We start from the raw sequence: 21,255 nt of genomic DNA on the forward strand, positions 1-21,255 counted from the left end.
CTTTTGTTGCCGGAATCAGCCTTGCGGCACAGGGGCTTACCCGCTAATTAGGCCGCGCAATTGTTCCGGGACAGGATAGAACCCTGTCCGACAGAAAGAAAGTGGCGAAATGACGCGTTTAGTGATGAAGTTCGGCGGCACCTCGATGGCCGACCTCGAACGCATCCGCAGGGCGGCGCGGCTGGTGGCGGCGGAGGTCGATGCCGGGCACAAGGTGGCGGTGGTCGTGTCGGCCATGGCGGGCAAGACGAACGAGTTGGTCGCCTGGACAGACGGCGCCGGTCAGCCGACCGGGCGCGCCGCCGAAATTCATAACAATAGCGACGATGAATACGATGTGGTGGTCGCTTCCGGTGAGCAGGTGACCGCCGGTCTGCTGGCCATGACCCTGCGCAATCTGGGCTATCCGGCGCGCTCCATGCTGGGCTGGCAGATGCCGATCCACACGACCGATATTCACGGCAAGGCGCGCATCGCCGACATACCCGCCGACAACCTGATCAACGCCATGGACAGCGGCCAGATCGTCGTGGTCCCCGGTTTCCAGGGCGTGACCGACGACCACCGCGTGACCACGCTCGGGCGCGGCGGTTCGGACACGTCGGCCGTGGCAGTGGCCATTGCCGCCCAGGCCATTCGCTGCGATATCTATACCGACGTCGATGGCGTATACACCACCGATCCGCGCATCGAATCCAAGGCCAAGCGCCTCGACAAGATTTCATTCGAAGAAATGCTCGAAATGGCGTCCCTGGGCGCCAAGGTGCTGCAGACCCGTTCGGTCGAACTGGCCATGGCCTACCGCATGCCGGTGCGCGTGCTCTCATCCTTCGTCGAACCCGGCGAAAACACTGACCAAGGCACCCTTGTGTGCGACGAGGAAGAAATCGTGGAAAAGCATATCGTTTCCGGCGTGGCCTACAGCCGTGATGAGGCCAAGATCACCCTCCTGGGCCTGCCCAACAAGATCGGCGTGTCCGCCGCCGTATTCGGCCGCCTGTCTGCCGCCAATATCAATGTCGACATGATCGTTCAGTCGGAAAAGCGTTCGGGTGACTATGCCAACCAGCTCTTCACCGTCGGTCGCCGCGATGCGCAACTGGCCGCCCAGATCATGAACGAGGCCAAGGCTGAAATCGGCTTCGACGACATCAAGGTCGATGAGGGTGTCTCCAAGATATCCATCGTCGGCGTCGGCATGCGGTCGCACACGGGGGTGGCCGAAACCATGTTCCGTGCCTTGTCGGAAAAGGGCATCAACATCCAGGTCATTTCTACTTCGGAAATCAAGATTTCGGTCCTGATTGACGAAGCCTATACGGAACTTGCCGTTCGTGCCCTGCATGCGGCCTACGGTCTGGACAAGATCGGCACGCAATCGCCGGCATAAGCCCCAACCTACCTACTGCCACGCGAATGCAACCTTATTAACGCGGCCTTCAACTTAAGACCGCGTTAATTGTATTGGCGCTAGATTCCCTCAATCAGGCCGACAGTGACGAGACCGAAATTCGAGCGAACGCAGGCGCTCTTGTCGCGGTGTGATTGCGGTCCTTGTTGTGTATGAGGGGTATCCGGTGTCGTTCAAGAATATGCCCATGTTGGGCAAGGCCTTCGTCCTGCTCCTTCTTCTTGTCGGCGTCGTGATCGCCGCCGTTGCTTTCACCACGACGAAAATGGCCGCCATCGGCGCGGACTACAGTCGGGTCATTGCGGGACCCGGCGTGGCCTCCGTCGACATAGAGCGAGCCAGTCAGCAGATAAGGCGCTCCGAAACAGACCTTTACAAGGCCGTGTCCGCCCTGACGCCGCAACAACGCGCCGATGCTGAAACTGACCTAAAGGTGGCGCGGGGCGTCTTCGACCAGCAAACTGGCGAGGCGATAAAGGCTCTACCCAAGGAGGCGCAACGCATCGCGGGCATCCAGTCGAGTTTCGCTTCCGCCATGGATCAGGCTTGCGTGCCGACGCTCAGGCTGACCGATGCCAACGATCATGCCGACGCGCTCGCGCAACTGGAGGATCATTGCGATCCTGCCATCGGCGCCGTGACAAAGTCCATGACACAAGTGGTGGATGAGACGCTCGACTCCAATGTCGCTGCATCGGCCGCAGCCGGAGAAGACACGCGCCACACCATCGCGGCATCGTGGACCGGTGTTGGCGCGGCTCTTGTCATTGTCATGATCCTGGCTTTATGGGGTGTCGTGCGCTTTGTGGTGCGTCCGCTTAAGGGCCTGACCGGGACCATGACCGCCATGTCTGCCGGGAACCTGGCAGTCAATGTGCCGGGTCAGGACCGTCAGGATGAGGTTGGTGCCATGGCGCGTGCCGCCGATATCTTCCGTCAGGGGCTTCAGGAAACCGAAAGCCTGCGTGCTCAGGCGGCTGACACGGAGCGGCTCAACGCTGTCCGTCTGCGTGAAGAGCGTGAACGCATTGCCGACGACTTCCAGTCGAAGATGGGCGCCCTTGCGGATGCCTTCGTTCGGTCGTCGCACGAAGTCTCAGAAGCGGCGCAAAGCCTGGCGGCCACGGCCGAGGAAACGTCGCGTCAGGCGCAGGTCGTTTCCGGCGCCGCAGAAGCGGCCTCGACCAATGTTCAGACTGTTGCGGCCGCCACAGAGGAAATGACGGCGTCCATCCGCGACATCAATGGCCAGGTGACATCCGCCGCCCACGTGACAGCGGAAGCGGCCGACGAGGCAGCGCGGTCGGAAAGTGAAATCCGCGATCTGGCCGAGGCCGCGCAAAGCATTGGCGAGGTTCTCAGCCTGATCAGCGACATCGCGTCACAAACCAATCTCCTGGCGCTCAACGCCGCCATCGAGGCCGCGCGTGCCGGAGAGGCCGGCAAGGGCTTTGCCGTGGTGGCGTCCGAGGTCAAGCAATTGGCGACCCAGACAGCCCAGGCCACCGGGGATATTGGCACCAAGGTTGGTCAGATACAGGCGGCAACGCGGCGCACGGTTGACTCTATAGCTCGCATCGTCGCCACAATAGGCGATGTACGCTCCATTTCGACGGCCATAGCATCGGCCGTCGAACAGCAGGGCATGGCGACGCGGGAAATCGCCGGCAATACGGTGCGCGCGTCTGACGGCACGCGCCAGGTGACCGAAAATATCTTCGGGGTGGGCCGGGCGGCGGAAATGACAGGTGCGGCGTCGACGCAGTTGATGGCCCTGTCAGGCAACCTGTCCGCCCAGGCAGGCGACCTGCAAAAGGAAGTCCAGGCATTCGTGCGGCAACTGCGCGCCGCTTGACGTCCTGAGTTGTGTAAACGAAGACAACCTAAAAAAGATAATTTGAGCGGCATTTTTATCGTTTGAGCGGAGAGGGGCTAAAAAATATTATAAAAATAAGGTATTTATAGTTTTTTCCATATTTAACAGTACGACGCCTAAGACAACTGAAACGAGTTTTTAATCATTTCTTTTAAATACTTCCACATTGTCCGGGGTGGGCCGGAACAGTAGCGGAGTACCAATATGTCATTCAATAATCTGCCTATGCTGGGTAAGATACTGACGCTTTTCTCGATATTAGCTGTCGTGTCGGTTTCGGCGACAGGGTTTGCCTCTTGGCAAATTAGCGCCATTTCGCGTGATTACGATGCCGCCCTGGTTGGGCCAGCGCGTGCCAATGTCGCCTTATCGCGAGCCGGCCGTCATGCCGTCTGGACCTCACGCTCCATTCTCAAGCTGGTCACCGCTGCGACGCCGGAGGCTATTGCCAAGGCGGAAAGTGATGTCAGCGAAGGCTCACAGTCCTTTGAAAGCGAAATGAAGCTGGCCAAGACTTTGATGCCTGAAAAACGCGCGGAACTCGATGCGCTGCATCAGGCCTATACCGGCATTTTGAACAGCACCTGCAACCAGACGATCGGCCTCGGCAAGGGTGGGGCGCGCGAGGCGGCTATAGAGCATATGAATAATCAGTGCGGGCCTCAGCTTCTTAACGTGATCAAGAATATTTCTGCGGTGGTCGACAGTACGATCGTCTCCAACGAAGCTCTTGTTGGTCGCTTGAACAAGAAAGCGAATGACACCGTCCTGATCACCTTGATATCGATCCTGGGCGGTATGGCTGCCGTGACGGGCGTCTCCGTCTGGTTGACCCGTGTCGGGATCGTGCGGCCGATGAAACGCCTGACCGACGTTATGGCCGCCATGGCGGGCGGCAAGCTGACGCTGGACGTGCCGGGGCAAGAGCGTCGCGACGAACTAGGGGCCATGGCCAAGACTACCGAAATCTTCAGGCAGGGGCTGGAGGAGACAGAGCGACTGCGTCTGGCTGCCGCTCAGACCGAGGAGGCCAATGCGCGCCGTCTGCGTGAGGAGCGCCACGCCATCGCCGACGATTTCCAGTCCAAGATGGGGGCTTTAGCCGACTCGTTTGTCCGCTCGTCGAGTGAGGTATCTAATGCCGCCCAAAGCCTGTCGGCGACGGCCGAGGAGACCTCGCGTCAGGCTCAGGTCGTTACGGGTGCCGCCGAAGAGGCGGCTGTTAACGTCCAGACGGCCGCCGCCGCAACCGAAGAGATGGCGGCATCGGTGCAGGAAATCGGCAGCCAGGTGTCTCGTGCAGCGACGGTGGCAAGCGAAGCCGCCCAGGAGGCGATCAGCACGGAGGGCGAAATTCGCGCTCTTTCAGATGCGGCCCAAAGCATCGGCGCAGTCGTAAATCTCATTAGCGAGATTGCTTCGCAGACCAACCTTCTGGCTCTGAATGCCACTATCGAAGCCGCTCGTGCGGGCGAAGCCGGCAAGGGGTTCGCTGTCGTTGCGTCGGAAGTCAAGACGCTGGCGACCCAGACCGCACGTGCCACAAAGGACATAGGCGACAAGGTAGCGGAGATTCAGACGGCAACGCAGCGTACGGTCGGATCCATTGAAAAGATCGTTTCGACCATAGCCGACATGCGTAACATTTCTTCCAATATCGCTGCGTCTGTCGAACAGCAAGGAGCCGCCACTCAGGAAATCGCGGGTAATACCGCGCGTGCATCGGACGGTACCCTGCAAGTAACAGAGAATATCTTCGGCGTCGGCCGCGCGGCTGAAATGACGGGTGCGGCCTCAACGCAGTTGATGTCTCTCTCGGGTAATCTGAGCGAGCAAGCTGAGGCCTTGCAGGGTGAGGTTAAAGCCTTTGTCAGCCAGTTGCGCGCAGCCTGATCCGGCAGGTTATGGTGTTGGGGGCGGTTTGACAGGCCGGCCCCTTCGCGCCAGGCGGCGTAATGCCGCGGTGCATTTCCCCCAATTGTATCAAACTGTTAAATCAATGTGATTGTAACCCGTTCGTGACTTGCCTTGGTTCATGCGCAACCGCTAGACAGCGCGCCAAAAGGGCCGCAGAATGTTGACCGGTCGCGTATGGCGCGCCGACTCGTGCGCCAAAGGGGACTAACGTGGTAAAACTGGGCCCATTCGAGGGGATTCCGAAAGTGATGAGTGGCGCCATTCGCGGTCAGCGCGGTCTGTTACGTCAGATACGCGAGACGATGGAGGAAGGGCAGTCAGCCCAGTCGCGCCTCGACACGGTTGTGCGCATCATTGCCTCGTCCATGGTGGCGGAAGTCTGCTCCATCTATCTGCGCCGCACCTCCGAAGAACTGGAACTGTTCGCCACTGAAGGTCTGAATGCCGATGCCGTCCACAAGACGCGGATGCGTCTGTCCGAAGGCCTGGTCGGTGAGGTCGCGCGCGTAGGCACGCCGCTCAACCTGATGGATGCGCCCTCGCATCCCAGCTTCTCTTACCGCCCGGAAACCGGCGAAGATCCGTATAAATCCTTTCTCGGCGTGCCCCTGCTGCGGGGCGGTCGGACGATTGGTGTGCTGGTTGTCCAGAACATGGCGGCGCGCAGATACGAGGAAGAGGAGGTCGAGGACCTTCAGATCATTGCCATGGTGCTGGCGGAAATCGTCACGGCAGGCGATCTGGTCGGTATCGAGGAACTGAAGGATATCGAACTCGCGCCCCAGAAGCCGGAGCGGCTTAAGGGCTCGATATTTGCCGACGGTATCAGCCTGGGCACCGTCATCCTGCACGAAGTTCCGGTAACTTCTGACCACCTGCTGAGCGACGATTCCGTTGCCGAAGAAGTGCGCCTGCTGGCCGCCATCGATACCTTGCGCGAACAGATCGACCAGATGTTCGAAGGCACGCACGGCTTGGCCGGGCCGACCTTCGACGTGCTGGAAACCTATCGCATGTTTGCCCATTCCACCAGTTGGGTGCGCAACCTGGTTGAGGCGGTGCGCAACGGTCTGACGGCGGAAGCGGCCGTCGATCGCGTGCGAAATGAGCAGCGCGCCAAGCTCAATAATGCGCGCGACGCCTATATGCGCGAACGTTTGCATGACTTGGAAGATTTGGCCAACCGTCTCTTGCGCGTGCTGGCCGGAAAGATCACCACGGCACGCGAAATTCCCGAAGATTCGATCCTGGTGGCGCGCGACCTGGGGCCCGCCGACCTGCTGGAATACGACCGGACGCGGCTGAAGGGTATATTGCTTGAGGAAGGGTCGGCCTCCAATCACGCGGCCATCGTTGCCCGCGCCTTGCAAATTCCCTGTGTCGGGCGCCTGCAATCCCTGCGTGACCGTGTATCCCAGGGGGATCTGGTCATAGTCGACGGCGAAACGGGCGAAGCCTATCTGCGTCCACGTCCGGACATCATTGAGGCGGCGACGGCACGTATTGACGTGCGCACCCAGCGTCGGGCCGAATTCAGCAAGATCAAGGACGTCGAGGCGGTGACCCGCGATGGCCAGCGCATCACGCTCCTGATGAATGCCGGCCTGGAATTCGATATCGACATCATGAACGAAACCGGCGCCGAAGGCATCGGTCTGTTCCGCACCGAATTCCAGTTCATGGTATCCGACGACCTGCCGCGCCTGAAGCGCCAGACGGAGTTGTATGAGCGTATCATGGACGGCGCCGGCGATCGCCCTGTCACCTTCCGCACGCTCGATCTCGGTGGCGACAAGATCCTGCCCTATATGGAGATGGAGCGCGAGGAAAACCCGGCACTCGGCTGGCGCGCCATTCGTATGGGGCTGGACCGTCCGGCCTTGCTGCGAATGCAGTTGCGGGCTCTCATCACCGCGGCGCGTGGCCGTGAATTGCGTATCATGTTCCCCATGGTGGCCTCGATCGACGAATTCCGCCAGGCGCGTGAGATGGTCGACATAGAATGCGCGTGGGCCAAGCGGCGGGGACGCCCCTTGCCGGCCTTGCTGCGTGTCGGCGCGATGATCGAATGCCCGTCGTTGTTGTTCCATCTCGACGCGCTGTTGCCGCTGGTCGATTTCGCCAGCGTCGGCACCAACGATCTTCAGCAGTATCTGTTCGCAGCGGATCGCACCAACCCGAAGATGTCGGATCGCTACGATGCCCTGTCGCCGCCGCTTCTGCGCGCCCTGGCCTCGATTCAGAGGGCAGCGGAGGAATCTGGCACGCCGGTATCGGTGTGCGGAGAAATCGCCGGTCGGCCGCTTGAAGCTTTCGTTCTGATAGCGCTGGGCTTCAATCGGTTGTCCATGCCGCCGGCGGGCTTGGGACAGGTCAAGCGCATGATCCTGTCGTGTGACCGTGAAGCGGCCAGCAAGGCGATCGCCAAGCTGATGACCAGTTCGGGTGGATCTGTGCGCAATGAAATCCTGTCGTTGGCGCGCAAGCTCAATATCGATATGTGACGTTGTCGTCTTTGGACGATAATTCAATGACCGACTAAGAAATTTGTGTCACGAAACCGCTGTGTCCGTCGTATAAGCCGTGGAACAAGCTGATAGGTGATATGTGCGTCCATACATGTGTTCTGAGGCCCCATTTTTCGTGTTTTCCAGACAGTATTGCCTACCGGTCATATTGATCGTTCTGCTGGCGATAGTGGGAATCGTCGCGGCGCCAGCACGCGCCGCCGACGGTAAATCCGCCCATATAACCGCGCGACTGGTCGCCGAGTCCGGAACCGTGGCGCCGAATGGCGACGTCATGGTCGGGCTGGATTATACCACCGCGCCTGGTTGGCACACCTATTGGGTCAATCCCGGCGATACTGGATTGCCGACACGCTTCGAGTGGAGCCTGCCCGACGGTTTCACCGCCGGCACGGTGCGCTGGCCCACACCGGAATTGCTACCTTCCTTCGGCCTGATGAGCTATGGCTACGATAAGGAAGCTGTGCTGCTTGTTCCCATGCACAATGGTTCGCATTTGTCGCGAGGGGACATTCTGCCGATAAAGGCCAAGGTCGGTTTTCTGGTCTGTTCGGACGTCTGCATTCCGGAAAGCCTGGAGGTCAGCCTGAATCTCAAGGTTGGTGCCCCGAAGGTGACCGGACCGGATGCGGCCACCATTGCCAGCGCACAAAAACGCCTGCCGAAGCCGTCCAACATTGCGGCTACAGTCGACATCGTCAATGGGATGACGGAACTTGGATTTCCGCTCACCGGCGTCAGCCCTCAAGGTGCCATCTTCTTTCCGACCCAAACCGGCGTATTGAGTGCGCCAGCACCGCAGGCGGTCGACATGGGCGCCAAGGGCTTTACCTTGCGTGTAAAGGCTGCAAACCCGGCCCTGCCGGACGGCGACCTATCGGGTGTTCTGAAGCTGGCCGATGGCACGGCTTTCGACATTAAACTCAGTCGCGCGCCCCTCTCGCCGGAAGTTCAGGGCCTTGGGGCAGCGTCTCAGGCCAAGGCAGACACCTCATTGTCCGGCGTCATGCTGGCCATGCTTGGCGCTTTTATCGGCGGGCTGATTTTGAACCTGATGCCTTGTGTCTTCCCCGTTCTGTCGATGAAGCTGCTCAGCTTGGCGCGGTCTGGGCATGACAAAAAGCTGGCGCAGGCCGAATCGCTGTTCTACGGCGTCGGTACGATCGTCACCTTCGTCGCCCTGGCGATGATCCTTTTGTTGGCACGCGCGTTGGGCCAGTCGATCGGCTGGGGGTTCCAGTTGCAAAGCCCGTACGTCACCGCCTCCTTGGCCCTGGTCATGTTACTGGTGGCGCTCAATATGTCCGGTGTGTTCGACGTCGGATCCTCGCTGCAGGCGGCTGGAAATCTCCAAATAGGCGCCCGCCGCCCGCGTCTCGCCGCCTTTACGACCGGCGTCCTGGCCGTTGTCGTTGCGGCCCCCTGCACCGCGCCGTTCATGGCCACAGCTATCGGTGTCGCTCTGGCGCAGGGCGGGTGGGTGTCCTTTGCCATTTTTGTCGCCCTGGGCGTCGGTTTTGCCCTGCCGTTCGTCCTGCTTACCTTTTTGATTACCCTCATGCCAGGCATTGCCAAGGTTTTGCCCAAGCCTGGAAAGTGGATGGATGGGTTGAAGATCGCCTTGTCGCTGCTGATGTATGCGGCCTCTGCCTGGCTGATTTGGGTGTTTGCCCAGCAGGTGCAGATCCTGGGCGTCCTGCTGCTCGGCCTTGCGCTGATCCTTGTCACGCTGGCTGTAATGAAGATCCGGGTTCCGAAAGGGATAAAAGCGGTCGTCTTGATTGGGGGCGTCGTGCTTACCGCTGTGTCGGCCACATTGCCACGGACGACCAAGATGGAATCCTTGCCATCGGGCCTTCTGCCGCACCGCGATTTTAGTGTGCAGACTCTGACCGCATTGCGCGCCAGCCATGCGCCGGTCTTTGTCGACCTGACGGCGGCATGGTGCGTGACCTGCAAGGTCAATGAGCGCCTGGTCCTGACCGGTACGGAATTCGAAAAGGCGCTGAAGGATACCGGCACGGTCTACATGGTCGGTGACTGGACCAATCAGGATGCGGAAATATCGCAGTATCTGGGGCTTTACGGCCGGTCAGGCGTTCCGCTTTACGTCTATTACGGTCCCAACAATGCCGAGCCGGTCGTTCTGCCGCAAATCCTGAATACCGCCGACGTGGTAAAACTTATCCGAGGAAAGTGATGTCGAAGGCGGTCTAGTGGCTGGCCAGGGCAGATAGCCGGACACCGAAGGGGCCAAAATAGTAGAGGCAGTCGGCATCGTTATTGGCGTGGGTGAAGCGGCCGGTCACGGTTATCGGTGCGCCGAGGGTCAGGCCGCGAAGCGAGCCATAGACCGGGTCCGTTTTCGGAATTATCGCTTCAAGCCGGATGGACCGCCCAATATCAATTTCCAGATCGGCTGTGCCGTCGATCGTCGAGATGCGCAAATCCTTTACCGTGCCGCGCCAGTCGCTAAAGGCATCGTACTTTTTGAATTGTGCGCAGAACTGGTCGGTCTGCTGACCGGGGTCGCTGACCTTCGCCTTGATGTCATGAGGCAGGGCGATCAATGCCGCCTGATCGGGAGGCAGGCCGGCGGAGGCGTCGGCTGGTGAGGCCGGTGTTGGCACCCGTGAGCAGGCGGCCAGGCACAAAAGCAGAAGGGCGGGATACAGGGCGGGGTGGATCATGCCGATCTCCTTTGGGACTGATCTCCTTTGGCCCTTAGGTATTGCCGAATTCGATCACGCAGTCGAGGCCTGAATCGGCGGTGGCCGGCGTGACGATGACGTCGATATTGTCGCGGAGAAGGGCCGCCATATTGCCGAGCGCCCGCCCAAGGTCGGCATCGCTCTTAGACGCCAATATAGCGTCCATCTTTATGTTCAGGTCGAGCGATAGCCCCTTCATAATGCATTTCAGATCGTTGTCTGTCCCTCGCTTCTTCAGGGCCAGGTGCCCTTGCAGATCGCCGTCGGACAGAGCGCGAATTTGCTGCGTGTAGGTTTTGAAGTCAGGCCGTTCCAGCAGGGACAAGGCAGGGCTGGCGCTGAGCCGTTCGGTTTGCGCTTTCAGCTTTCCGGCGCGATCGACCAGATCCGCGAAATAGGGCTCATGCGAAATAGTACTGGTCGCGGGGACAGCCGTCTGACCGGTTGCGGGCAGGCTCATGCCCAACATCAACGCGAAAATCGCAGGTCGCAACATAACGCGCTCCATTTCAATACATACGGAGCGTGATTATGCAAAAGCTTGGCCAACAAAGCGTTAATGCGTGCGGAACAGGTACGAATTTGCGATGCGCAACAGCGCCTTCACCACCGGCCCGGCACCTACCGGACAGGTGGCGAAGGTCGCGCTCTGGTCAAACATTACCTATAGCGCGCTTGGCCCTGCGCTTGTCTGATTAAGCTGATTTTTCTTAATGCCGTAGCCTCGGGCTACGTCAATAACTGACCGTGGTGGGTTGTGGGCCCTTGTGACACGGTATGCCTACGGCGCACTTATTGGCGTCCATGGCGGAAACGAACCAAGCAATCCCTGTTATCATGACGGCCACGAAAACCAGGGCTACGACAAAACGCGAAAAATTCTCAGCGGTGTGCGACTTAGCCATTGTTATACCCTCCTTAGGGAAGCCCCATTTATAACACGGTTCGGCCACATTTAGAAGGCCTTAACCTAATATTTTTGACAAAAGTGTCAAAATACCGTTTTCAGTGTAATTTCCCCTTTAAGGCGAACGGGTTGGGGTTTCGCCAGCAAATAAGCGGACGATATGGTTCATACCACTCAGCCGCTCGTCAGCGGGATTGAGCCTGGCCGTAGGGCGACTATTCCATTGGCAATTCGGTGGATTCGCCTCATTTCGGTTGTCTCAGTGCGTCCGATGCTTTAATTCGCGCGCATGACCGAAAAGCCAAGCACCGAAAAATCCGATACCAAAGACTCAGGCGCCGAAAAACCAGATGTGGGCTTCCGCCCTGAGGCGCGCAGCCCACGTGGTTTCATAGACAAGCGCGCCGGACAGATTGCCATTGAGCGGCATCTGATTGCCACTGTGTCGAAGGTCTATGAAGACTTCGGCTTTGAAGCCTTGCAAACGCCCGCGTTCGAGTATGCCGACGCGCTGGGGAAGTTTCTGCCCGATTCGGACCGTCCGAACGTTGGCGTCTTCGCCCAGCAGGACGATGATGAGCAATGGATGGCATTGCGCTATGATCTGACGGCGCCGTTGGCGCGGTTTGCGGCGCAAAACTGGGAGACCCTGCCCAAGCCGTTCCGGCGCTATGCCTTCGGTCCCGTCTGGCGCAATGAAAAACCGGGTCCCGGTCGTCTGCGCGAATTCATGCAATGCGATGCGGACATTGTCGGTTCCGACCGTCCCGAAGCCGATGCTGAAATGATCGCCCTGGCGGTCGCCGGCTATAAGGCGCTTGACGTGCCGGTGCGCCTGCGCATCAATAACCGCAAGCTTTTGAACGGCCTTCTGGCCAGTCTCGGCGTTGTCGATTCGGTGCAGCAACTGGGCGTTCTGCGCGCCATCGACAAGCTGGATCGCTTTGGGCTGGAAGGGGTCGCCTTGCTGCTTGGCGCCGGGCGCAAAGACGAGAGTGGTGACTTTACCAAAGGGGCGCAACTGCCCGCCACGGCCATTCAGCCCGTGCTCGATTTCGTCAGCGCCGGCGGCGCGGCGACGCGGGCCGAGGTTCTGGAAAAACTGGCGGCGGTACTGGTCAATTCGGCCGAAGGTCAGGCCGGTCTCGAAGACCTTGCGCGTATCAATACCGCTGTGACGGCGATGGGCGTGGCCGAAGACGCTGCGATTTTCGATCCGGGCATTGTTCGCGGTCTGGAATACTATACCGGACCGGTATTCGAAGCGGAGCTGCTGCTGCAAACGCTGGATGAAAAGGGCAATCTGGTTCAGATGGGCAGTGTCGGGGGCGGCGGGCGTTACGATGACCTCGTGGCGCGCTTCACCGGCCAGCCAGTGCCTGCAACCGGTTTCTCCTTTGGCGTTTCACGTCTGGCGGCTGCCTTGGCGCTCACCGGCACGGCGAAGGCGGCGGCGCGGGGGCCGATCGTTATCATCGCCTTCTCTGAATCGGACATGGGAGAATATTTCAAGCTCGCTGCTGAAATCCGCGCTGCCGGCCTGCCGGCCGAAGTCTATCTCGGTCGTTCGGGCATGAAGGCGCAAATGAAGTATGCCGACCGGCGAGTCAGCCCCGCCGCTGTCATGATCGGTGAGGATGAGTTGAAATCTGGTAGCGTTACCATAAAAGATCTCGACCTCGGCCGGGATCTGGCCGCGCAAATAAGTGACAACAAGGCGTGGCGCGAAGGTCGTCCAGGGCAGGTGACCTTGCCCCGCGCGGAAGCGATCAAGCATTTGAAATCTATAGTGGAATCCAATTGACACCGATGTCGTAAAAACGTGGTTTTTGTGGCAAATTAATAAAAAAACAATAAGGGTTCCCTGGGGTAAGAAATATTTTTGACATAATGTTATAAAAGCAGTTGACAGCCTTGGCGAAAAAATGGTTTTGTCCGCCTCAAGAGAACGGAACTTCTCCCGTAGAGAGAAGTCAGTTCCGGCGTTTCGGGGAGGAAACGCTCGTTAATTAAAAATAAAAAAGCTCGCCGGGTCTTATCCCCCCTGTGCGAGCTTTTTTTTGCCTTAAATTCATAAAAATTGACGATGTGGTCAAAAGGTGCGCGAACGTGCTGTGGTGCAGCGGCGTATTGTTTTGTATCGCTGGGCTCTGTTTGTATCGAATGTGACCACATTACCAAATGTTCATGAGACGAAACCGTTAAACTGTACCAATGTGCGCCTCTGTTTTCGGCGCCATCTTTCGGCGGCGTCTGTTCTTGGGAGCGCTGCATGCGTAATACGACACTCACCTCAGTCCTGGCCCTGTCTTCAGCGCTTCTGTCCGCGGCGTTTCTGACCGCGTTACCGGCGGCCGCAGAGATGGCGGGCCCACCGTCTGCCGACTCTTTGTTCGCCCAGACGCTGGCCGCCGGCGGTGGTAGTGAGAGCACAGTCGCCAAGCGGTACGGCAAATGGGGGTTCGATACCACCGGCATGGACAAGACCGTCAAGCCGGGCAATGACTTCTTCCAATATGCCAACGGGACCGCACTGAAAAACATGGTCATCCCCGGCGACCAGCCCGGCTACGGTTCCTTCAATGCCCTGTACGACCTGTCGGAACTGCGCCTCAAGGCCCTGGTTACTGGTCTGGCGGCGCGAACCGACCTGACGGGCGAAGACCTCAAGATTGCCGACCTGTATCGCTCGGCCATGAACGCCGACCTGAAAAACCAGCTTGATGTGAAGCCTCTGCAGCCGGAACTGGCCAAGATCGCCGCGATTTCCAACAAGGACGATATGGCGGCCTTCATGGGATCGACCTCGGCAACCTTCGGCGGCGCCATTTTCAACGTCTTCGTTTATGATGATGCCAAGAAGCCCGGTTATCGCGCACTCCAAATGGGGCAGTCCGGTCTCGGTCTGCCCGACCGCGACTACTATTTGTCGGCGACCTATGCCGACAAAAAGGCTGCCTATGAGGTCTATATCAAGGACATGCTGACCATGGTCGGCTACGCCAACCCGGACCAGGCGGCCAAGAACATCGTCGCCTTTGAAACGCAGATCGCCCAGGTATCGTGGACCAAGATCGAAAGTCGCGACGACACCAAGACCTATAATCCCATGGCGCTGAAAGATCTGAACGCCTACGCGCCGGGCTTCAACTGGGACGGCTTCTTCGCGGCCGCCGGTGTGAGCCAGGCCCAGAAGGTTATCGTGGCGCAAAATACCGCCGTGCCGAAGATCGCCAAGATTTTCGCCGATACACCGCTGGAAACGCTCAAGGCGTGGGAAACCTTCCAGGCGACCGACCAGGCTTCGGCCTATCTGTCCGACCGCTTCTACAGCCGTCGTTTCGATTTCCGGTCCAAGGCGCTTTATGGCGTGGCCGAGCAGCGCCCGCTGTGGAAGCGCGCCATCGGCACGACCGACGACAAGATGGGCGAGGCCTTGGGTCGGGCCTATGTCCGCGATTACTTCCCGCCGGAATCCAAGGCGAAGATGGAGGCCCTGGTCAGCGATCTTTTGGCGGCGATGAAAATCCGCATCGAGAACCTGACCTGGATGAGCGCGCCGACCAAGGCCAAGGCGCTCGAAAAGCTGTCCACCTTTGGCGTCAAGATCGGCTATCCGAACAAATGGCGCGACTATTCGGCCCTGGTCATCAAGGCTGACGACCTATACGGCAATGTCGAACGGTCGTCGGCATTTGAATGGGCCTACAATGTCTCGCATATCGACAAGGAAATCGATCCCGAGGATTGGGAAATGACGCCGCAAACGGTCAATGCCTATTATTCGCCGACCAAGAACGAAATCGTCTTCCCCGCCGCCATCCTGCAACCGCCCTTCTTCGATCCGAATGCAGATCCGGCGGTCAACTATGGCGCCATTGGCGGCGTTATCGGCCATGAAATCACCCATGGCTTCGACGATCAGGGCCGCCACTACGACTCGACGGGCGCGTTGGTCGAGTGGTGGACGCCCGAGGACGCCGCCAAGTTCGATGCACAGACCAAGGCGCTCGGTGCTCAATACGATGGCTATGAACCCGTTGCCGGCGTTCACATTCAGGGCGGTCTGACCATGGGCGAAAATATAGCCGACATGGGCGGCATTCTGCTGGGACTGGACGCCTATCATCTGTCGCTTAAGGGCAAGCCCGCTCCGGTCATTGATGGCTTTACCGGCGATCAACGCGTCTTCCTGGGGTTTGCCCAGGTCTGGCAGTCGAAATACCAGCCCGACTTTCTGAAGTTCTTGGTGTCGTCCGACCCACATTCGCCGGACAAATTCCGCGCGATCGGCAGTGTTCGTAACGTCGATGCCTGGTATACGGCGTTCGGCGTCAAGCCAGGCGACACATATTATGTGAAGCCTGCAGACCGCGTGAAAATCTGGTAAGCGGCGAGCCGGTCCTGGAAACAAAAGCCCGCCTCGACAGAGGCGGGCTTTTGATTTTCATGGCTGGATGTTCGAGGAATCCATCGACTTGCGAACCTTGCCTTCCTATCGCGCGCCGTCGGTCGGGTTGTATTTCAAAAAGGTCGGCAGGTCGTTGCCCGTCAGCGCCATTTCGCGTTTCCAATCGCGTTGCGGCAGATTATGTGCGGCGACCTGGCAGGACATGACGGCGCCGGCTAGGGCGAAGGCGGCAAGGCAGGCGTAAAAAAAGCGCTTCATGGCTTTAAAATCCGAACGTGAGACCGGCGGAACCCGCCGGCGGGCAGGCGGGTGGAGACAGGTTGTCCCCACCCGGTACGCTTCACTGTGCAATCCCCCCTCAGATCCCCCCAAGGGTGTGAACTCCGCTCTTTCTCATGGGGGCGAACCATGATATGAACGTCGTTCACGAATTCTATATAGCGCAGACGTGAACCGTGTTCAATATAAAAATGAACGGCGTTCAAATTTATTTCAGAGACTTGCCATGGCCACGAAAACCGCACCTAATCCGCCGAAGGCCGCCATATCAGCGACCACCGCAGACCGCCGTCAGGCCCAGCTGGAGGCCCTTATCGCGGCCGCGGAAAAGCGTATCTGCGAATCGGGAACCCAGAGCCTTAAGGCGCGCGATCTGGCTGCCGATATCGGTGTGGCTCTAGGCGGGCTATATAATATCGTGCAGGACATGGACGCCTTGCTGCTGCTCGTGTCGTCACGCACTCTGGCGCGGTTGGGGGAGGCGGCACAGGCCGCCACCGGCCATCTGCCCATGACGACGCGCGCCGAGGCCATAGAGCGTCTTGTGGCTGTGGCACACACCTATCTTGCCTTTGCACGCGATAACCTGCCACTCTGGCGGATGATCTTTGAATTGCGGCTGGACAGCCCCTTGCCCGACTGGGCGGCACAGGACCAGTTGCGCCTGTTCCGTCATATTGGCGAGCCGTTACATGTCATCATGCCTGATCTGGATACGCTTGCGCTAACGGTGCGGGCGCGGACACTGTTCGCCGCCGTACACGGTATTATCAGCATCGGTCTGGAAGAGCGGCTCATCGCCGTGCCGCCGCAAAAGCTGGCCGACGAAATTGCCTGGCTGACGCGTGCAGCGTGCCAAAAATAGCGAGTTAACGGGCCTGTCCGGGATAAGGGGCGGGCAAAGAAAAACCCCGCCGATCGATCATCGGCGGGGCTAAGAACTCTGCCGCGACTTCAGGTTCAGAAGCCGCGACCCTGCTTACCAGATGCGGACGCGGTCTTCGGGTTTCAGGTAGTACTTGTCGCCTTCCTTGACGCCAAAGGCTTCGTACCAGGCATCGATGTTGCGAACGGGGCCGATAACACGGAAGACGGCCGGCGAATGCGGGTCGGTGGCGACCTGCTGCTTGATGGCATCGTCGCGATACTTGGAGCGCCAGACCTGGGCGAAGCCCATGAAGACGCGCTGGTCACCGGTGAAGCCGTCCAGAACGGGCGAGGGCTGTCCCTTCAGCGACAGACGATAGGCATCGAGGCCGAGCAAGTTGCCGCCCAGGTCAGCGATGTTTTCACCCATGGTCAGGCCGCCCTGAACATGGACGCCGGGCAGAGGTTCGAAGGCGTCATATTGTTCGCCATACTTCTTGGCCTGGGCATTGAACTTGGCCGAATCGGCATCGGTCCACCAGCTGCGCAGATAGCCTTCGCCGTCGTAATTGCGGCCTTGGTCATCGAAACCATGGGTGATTTCGTGACCGATGACGCCGCCGATACCACCGTAATTGACCGCTGCGTCGGCTTCCGGATCGAAGAAGGGCGGTTGCAGGATGGCCGCAGGGAAGACGATTTCATTGCGGGTCGGGGAATAGTAGGCGTTGACGGTCTGCGGCGTCATACCCCATTCCAGCGGATCGACCGGATTGTCGATCTTGGCGACTTGCCAGGCCCAATCAAAGGCCGATGAACGCTCGATATTGCCGAACAGGTCGTCCGCCTTGACGTCGAGCTTGGAATAGTCGCGCCACTTATCCGGATAGCCGATCTTGACGCCGAATTTCGACAGCTTCTCCAACGCCTTGGTCTTGGTCTCAGGCGACATCCAGGTCAGGTTTTCAATGCGGATCTTAAGGGCGGCGCGCAGGTCGGCGACCAACCCTTCCATCTTGGTCTTGGAGGAGGCGGGGAAATACTGGTCAACATAGGCGCGGCCGATGGCTTCACCCATGGCGCCGTCGGCGACGCCTATGGCGCGCTTCCAGCGCGGACGCTGGGCCTGGGCGCCGGACAGATCGCGGGCGCGGAATTCCCACTGAGCGGTGGCGAAGCGGTTGGAGAGGTAGGGCGCGGCCTGATCGACTGTGCGGAACGTCTCCCATGCCTTCAGCGTTTCAAGCGGCGTGTCGGCGAAAATCTTGGCGATCTTCGGGAAGGCAGTGTTTTCAGAAACGATAACCTTCTTCGCCTTGTTCAGGCCTGCGGCAGTAAAATAGGCATTGAAGTCGAATCCGGGCGCCAGCTTGGTTACGTCAGCGCGTGTCATCGGGTTATAGGTCTTGGTATCGTCGCGGCGCTCAATACGCGTCCAGGATGCTTCGGCGATGCGGGTTTCCATGGCCACAATGTCCTTGGCGGCCTGGGCGGCGTTCGGGTAACCGACCATGGTCAGCATTTGGGCGACATAGGCCTCGTACTTGGTCTTCTTGTCGGCATAGGTCGCCGACAAGTAGTAGTCGCGGTCTGGCAGGCCCAGGCCAGCCTGACCCATATACAAGACGTTGATCTGCGGGTTCTTGGCATCGCCATCGACATAGGCGCTGAAAAAGGCTGAGCCGAAGCTCGACGCACTCTTGCCCATATAGGCGGCCATTTGCGGCTTGGTCTTGATATTGCGGATAGACGCGAGTGCCGGGGCCAGCGGCGCGATGTCGAGACGCTGGGCCGTCGCTTCATCCATCATGGACTTATATAGATCGGCGATCTTGGCGTCGTCGCCGCTCAGGCCCTGTTTCGCGGCCAGGCTGGTGATCAGCACCTTCATACGGTTTTCCGACAGTTCGCGCAGGGCGAGGAAGGAGCCGTAGGAGGTCCGGTCGGCCGGAATGACCATGTTCTTGACAGCTGTCCCGTTGACATAGTCGAAGAAGTTGTCGCCCGGCCTCACCGAAGTCTCCATGCCGGCGGTGTCTATGCCCCAGGTGCCGAACTTCTTGGCCACGGTGTTGGGGGCGGCGTCGTCGCTGCCGGACGAGGCGTCAGCCGACAAGATGGCGTCGAGACTTTCGAGTGACTGCATATGACAATAGGCGTCAAGACAGTTGTCCGAGTGAGCGCCGGCATAGGCCGGTGCGCAGGTCAAGGCGAGGCCTGCCAAAGCGGTGGTGGCAGTCAGAAGCTTCAGAATTTTCATTGGAGGGTTACCTCATGGCCGGACCGGCGCTTATTATTTCGCGACGTATCCGATGGATAAAAATGATACTATCTGCACCTTATCGGCTTTTTTTCGGGCGGAACATAAATTTTTGGTAATGTTTCATGAAAACGTGCAATGAAGGTTACGATTCGGATAGACATCCCTTTATAATCAAAACTGACCCTTAAAATGATAAGTGCCCGAAGATGAGTGCGTCTACAGCATCGCAAATGACAACGATTGCAAAAGAAACCTTGGCGCCCGTATTAAATGTGGAGTCCCAAGGTTATTACATATTTATTATCGTTTTTCTTCTCGCCTCTGCTGTCGTTGTCCCTATCTTCCAGAGATACAAAGTGTCGAGTGTCCTCGGCTTTCTGTTGATCGGTGTGCTCTTTGGTCCGGACGTAATGGGGCGAGCTTCGAACATCTGGCCGGTTCTGGACGCGTTTGACGTCATTCGTTCGCATACGGTTCATCAGCTGGCGGAACTTGGCGTCGTCTTCCTGTTATTTTCCATCGGCCTTGAACTGACGTTCGAACGGTTGAAATCCATGCGCCGGCTGGTGTTCGGACTGGGCGCGCTACAAATCCTTCTGTCATCCGTCGCTCTGACCGCCATGTTCCTGCTGTTGGGCCAGTCGGTGGTGGCATCCATCGCGCTCGGCATGGCCATCGCCCTGTCCTCGACCGCCGTCGTCATTCCCGTCCTGGCTGACCGCAAGGCGCTCAAGACCACTTCGGGGCGAAGCGTCTTCGCTGTGCTGCTGGCGCAAGACCTGGCGGTGGCGCCGATTATGATCACGGTCGTCATGCTGGCGGGTGGTGCCGCGACCGCTAATGGCGGCCGTGGGCTGAGCGGCCTTTTAACGCTTATTCCCGCCCTGATCGGTATAGGTGCACTGCTTGTACTTGGCCGCTGGCTCTTGCGACCGCTGTTCAATACGGTGGCGTTTTCGCGATCGCGCGAACTATTTATGGCGGCGTGTTTGTTGTGCGTACTGGTGGCCGGGCAAATTTCGGTCATGGCCGGATTGTCCATGGGGCTAGGCGCGTTTGTCGCCGGCGTGCTGCTGGCGGAAACCGAGTATCGCCGCGAAATCGAGATGATGGTCGATCCGTTCAAGGGCCTTTTGTTGGGCCTGTTTTTCGTGACCGTCGGTGCGCGTCTGGAAATCGGCGCGGTACTGGAAAATCCAATCCTGGTGCTCGGCCTGGCTGCGGGACTCATCCTGGTCAAGGTGGCCGTCATCTATCCGATCGCCCGGTATTTTGGCCTGAACAACCGCAGCGCCATCGAAACAGCCGCTGTATTGGGGCCGGCGGGTGAATTCGCCTTCGTGATCATTGACGAAGCCATCGGGCACAAGGTCATGTCGGCCGAGATCGGTCAATCGGTTATATTGGCGGCCATCATCTCATTGTTCTGCATACCGTTCCTGGCCGCGATCGCGGGCACGTTGGCCAAGGCGGTAACCTCTGAAGCGAAAACCCCCGTGGCGCCGGAAATAATCAGTGAAGACGCCAGTGTGCTCGTGGTCGGTTTCGGCCGCGTCGGGGAACTGGTTACCGATATGCTCAAGGTGCACAACATAGGTTATACGGTGATCGACATAAATCCGCAGGTGACGCAGCGTGCCCGCGGGCTGGGAATTGAAACGTGGTACGGCGATGCCTCCAATCCGGAATTTCTCCTCAGCGTCGGTCTTGAACGCGTCCGCGCCGTAGTGGTGACGGCCTCAAATCCCACCTTCACCGATCAGGTTGTCAAGACGGTGCGTGGAATGCGCGAAGACGTTCATATTATCGCCCGGGCGCGTGACGCCTCCCACGCCCAGCGGCTGTATCAGATGGGCGCAACGGACGCTGTGCCGGAGACGATCGAAGCCTCGTTGCAACTGGCTGAAAATACCCTGATCGACCTGGGTGTGCCGATGGGACTGGTTTTGGCCAGCGTGCACGAGCGCCGCGACGTCTTTCGAAAAATGTTCGGTATTCGCAAGCCGGACTCAGATGTCCGCATGGATCGATCACCGGATGCGTTGGCGATGGCGGAGCAGAAGGCGGTTCAAAACAAGGCCTGAC

The 21,255-nt window shown here is 59.0% G+C and carries 14 protein-coding genes; 9 read left to right on the top strand and 5 right to left on the bottom strand.

Annotated elements, in window-relative coordinates; translation table 11 throughout:
• The first annotated feature begins 109 nt into the window (after positions 1-109).
• The 5 genes from AEAC466_RS24945 to AEAC466_RS24965 all read left to right on the top strand — a co-directional run bounded on the left by AEAC466_RS24945 (position 110) and on the right by AEAC466_RS24965 (position 9,932).
• Entirely contained in the window at positions 110-1,390 is a 1,281-nt protein-coding gene (locus AEAC466_RS24945; protein WP_031238069.1) for an aspartate kinase, read from the top strand.
• Positions 1,391-1,577: 187 nt separating this feature from the next.
• On the top strand, positions 1,578-3,266 hold the full coding sequence (locus tag AEAC466_RS24950) for a methyl-accepting chemotaxis protein (protein WP_031238070.1): 1,689 nt from the start codon (positions 1,578-1,580) through the stop codon (positions 3,264-3,266).
• Positions 3,267-3,491: 225 nt separating this feature from the next.
• On the top strand, positions 3,492-5,180 hold the full coding sequence (locus AEAC466_RS24955) for a methyl-accepting chemotaxis protein (protein WP_023456433.1): 1,689 nt from the start codon (positions 3,492-3,494) through the stop codon (positions 5,178-5,180).
• Positions 5,181-5,452: 272 nt separating this feature from the next.
• Positions 5,453-7,708, top strand: coding sequence for a phosphoenolpyruvate--protein phosphotransferase (gene ptsP / locus AEAC466_RS24960; protein WP_023456434.1), 2,256 nt, complete (start codon positions 5,453-5,455; stop codon positions 7,706-7,708).
• A gap of 139 nt (positions 7,709-7,847) precedes the next feature.
• Positions 7,848-9,932, top strand: a complete 2,085-nt coding sequence (locus tag AEAC466_RS24965) for a protein-disulfide reductase DsbD family protein (RefSeq protein WP_235074118.1) — start codon at positions 7,848-7,850, stop codon at positions 9,930-9,932.
• Positions 9,933-9,945: 13 nt separating this feature from the next.
• On the opposite strand, the gene AEAC466_RS24970 is transcribed toward AEAC466_RS24965, so the two are convergent.
• The 3 genes from AEAC466_RS24970 to AEAC466_RS44375 all read right to left on the bottom strand — a co-directional run bounded on the left by AEAC466_RS24970 (position 9,946) and on the right by AEAC466_RS44375 (position 11,348).
• Positions 9,946-10,422 (bottom strand): hypothetical protein, encoded by a 477-nt coding sequence (locus tag AEAC466_RS24970; RefSeq protein WP_023456436.1) that lies wholly within the window; start codon positions 10,420-10,422, stop codon positions 9,946-9,948.
• A gap of 34 nt (positions 10,423-10,456) precedes the next feature.
• A complete protein-coding gene (locus AEAC466_RS24975; RefSeq protein WP_023456437.1) occupies positions 10,457-10,939 on the bottom strand; it encodes a hypothetical protein in 483 nt (160 codons plus the stop codon).
• A 238-nt stretch (positions 10,940-11,177) separates the two neighbouring features.
• Complete coding sequence (locus AEAC466_RS44375; RefSeq protein WP_023456439.1) at positions 11,178-11,348, bottom strand: hypothetical protein; 171 nt, start codon at positions 11,346-11,348, stop codon at positions 11,178-11,180.
• A gap of 291 nt (positions 11,349-11,639) precedes the next feature.
• Between AEAC466_RS44375 and hisS the strand changes: the two genes are divergently transcribed.
• Both hisS and AEAC466_RS24985 read left to right on the top strand, forming a co-directional pair.
• Entirely contained in the window at positions 11,640-13,154 is a 1,515-nt protein-coding gene (gene hisS / locus AEAC466_RS24980; protein ID WP_023456440.1) for a histidine--tRNA ligase, read from the top strand.
• Between the two features lie 468 nt (positions 13,155-13,622).
• On the top strand, positions 13,623-15,740 hold the full coding sequence (locus AEAC466_RS24985) for a M13 family metallopeptidase (RefSeq protein WP_023456441.1): 2,118 nt from the start codon (positions 13,623-13,625) through the stop codon (positions 15,738-15,740).
• A gap of 105 nt (positions 15,741-15,845) precedes the next feature.
• Here the strand turns inward: AEAC466_RS24985 and AEAC466_RS44380 are convergent, their stop codons facing one another.
• A complete protein-coding gene (locus AEAC466_RS44380) occupies positions 15,846-16,019 on the bottom strand; it encodes a hypothetical protein (RefSeq protein WP_023456442.1) in 174 nt (57 codons plus the stop codon).
• A 247-nt stretch (positions 16,020-16,266) separates the two neighbouring features.
• Here AEAC466_RS44380 and AEAC466_RS24990 point away from each other — a divergent pair, with 247 nt between their 5' ends.
• Complete coding sequence (locus AEAC466_RS24990) at positions 16,267-16,905, top strand: TetR/AcrR family transcriptional regulator (RefSeq protein ID WP_023456443.1); 639 nt, start codon at positions 16,267-16,269, stop codon at positions 16,903-16,905.
• A gap of 114 nt (positions 16,906-17,019) precedes the next feature.
• On the opposite strand, the gene AEAC466_RS24995 is transcribed toward AEAC466_RS24990, so the two are convergent.
• Entirely contained in the window at positions 17,020-19,167 is a 2,148-nt protein-coding gene (locus tag AEAC466_RS24995) for a M13 family metallopeptidase (RefSeq protein ID WP_023456444.1), read from the bottom strand.
• A gap of 233 nt (positions 19,168-19,400) precedes the next feature.
• Between AEAC466_RS24995 and AEAC466_RS25000 the strand changes: the two genes are divergently transcribed.
• Entirely contained in the window at positions 19,401-21,254 is a 1,854-nt protein-coding gene (locus AEAC466_RS25000) for a cation:proton antiporter domain-containing protein (protein WP_023456445.1), read from the top strand.
• Position 21,255 lies beyond the last annotated feature (1 nt).

Origin of the sequence: Asticcacaulis sp. AC466 (genome assembly GCF_000495815.1) — a bacterium.
Lineage (GTDB): Bacteria > Pseudomonadota > Alphaproteobacteria > Caulobacterales > Caulobacteraceae > Asticcacaulis.